Annotated in this window: 2 protein-coding genes; one reads left to right on the top strand and one right to left on the bottom strand. The window is 74.8% G+C overall.

The genetic code is table 11. The features are described 5' to 3' along the window. The coding region (locus ACFWEK_RS21735) for an alpha/beta fold hydrolase (protein WP_430555396.1) at positions 1–627 on the bottom strand (627 nt) is incomplete at its 3' end. Between the two features lie 147 nt (positions 628–774). Between ACFWEK_RS21735 and ACFWEK_RS21730 the strand changes: the two genes are divergently transcribed. Further along, on the top strand, positions 775–1,260 hold the full coding sequence (locus ACFWEK_RS21730) for an excalibur calcium-binding domain-containing protein (protein ID WP_430555395.1): 486 nt from the start codon (positions 775–777) through the stop codon (positions 1,258–1,260). Positions 1,261–1,296: the final 36 nt, after the last annotated feature.

Here is a 1,296-nt window from a genome sequence, read left to right as displayed (position 1 = left end):
GACGCTGTCCCGGTCGGGCAGGACCAGCAGGGTCGGTACCGTCAGCCGGGGCACGAGGTCGGCCCAGCTGTCGGGGCCCAGGTGCAGCCCGTGGCGCAGGTAGTCCCGCTGCACCTGCGGCTTGCACCGGGCCCAGGCCTCGACCTCGGACCGGCTCCACCCGCTCTCGGTGACGAGCGCCTCGAGCTCGCCGCGTGCGACGCGGGCGCTCGTGCCCTCGACGAACGCGAGGAACCCGGCGGCGTGCTCCGCCGGGCTGGGACCGCCGTCGGCACGCGGCGGGTCCTCGAGGACGAGCGCCCGCACGGCCGACGGGCGGGCGACGGCCGCGCGCAGCGCGAGCGCCCCGCCCATCGAGTGCCCCAGCAGCACGACGGGGTCCGGCTGGTCGTCGAGGACGGCGAGCACGTCGGCGAGCATCAGCTCGGCCGTGCCGCCCAGCTCGTCGTCGCGGAACCGGGGCGAGGTGCCGTGGCCGCGCATGCTCGGCGCGACGATGCGCCACTCCGGCTGCCAGCGGTCCACCAGGTCGGGGAAGTTGTCGCCCGCGTCGGACAGGCCGTGCAGCAGCACGACCGTGGGAGAGGCCGCGTCGCCCGCGGTGTGGATCGTCAGCGCTGAGGTCACGGACCGGGAGCCTAGCGTCACGGAGTGCACCCGACCCCGGCGTTCCGGACCTGCAATCTCCTTCCCCTTCTTCGGTACGTCGACGACGATGTCGGCGTCACTGCCCGGACGACCGGGCGGCGCCCACGTTCATATGCGGAGGGTGACATGGCCGCACCATCGATCGAGGCACCCGTGACGCCTCCCCCGCCCCGCCGGAAGACCAGCTGGCCCGCGATCGTGCTCATCGCGCTGCTGTCGCTGCTGGTCCTCGTCGAGGGCTCCGCCCTCGCGTCACAGGACGCGCGGATCGCCGCGCTGGAAGCTGGCGGGACGCAGCAGGGACCGGCAGGTCCCGCCGGTCCCCCTGGGCCGCAGGGCGAGCCCGGCCCGCAGGGCGACACGGGCCCTCGAGGACCGGCCGGGCCGCGCGGCAAGGCCGGACCCGAAGGCGAACAGGGCCCCCCGGGTGAGGCGTCCGACACTGCACCGGGTTCCGAGCAGGAGCAGCAGCCTTCCGAGCCGGAGCCGCAGTCCGCCTACTACGAGAACTGCGACGCCGCGCGAGCGGCCGGCGCGGCACCGGTCCACGCCGGCGACCCCGGCTACGGCGGTCACCTGGACCGGGACGACGACGGGACCGGGTGCGAATGAAGACCACGCCACCGACGTAGTACCCGATGATGCTTC

This window comes from Isoptericola sp. NPDC060257 (assembly GCF_042726645.1).
Classification (GTDB): domain Bacteria; phylum Actinomycetota; class Actinomycetes; order Actinomycetales; family Cellulomonadaceae; genus Isoptericola; species Isoptericola nanjingensis.
Note: the sequence above shows the minus strand (reverse complement) of the source record. Positions and strands in the feature narration are given on the sequence as shown.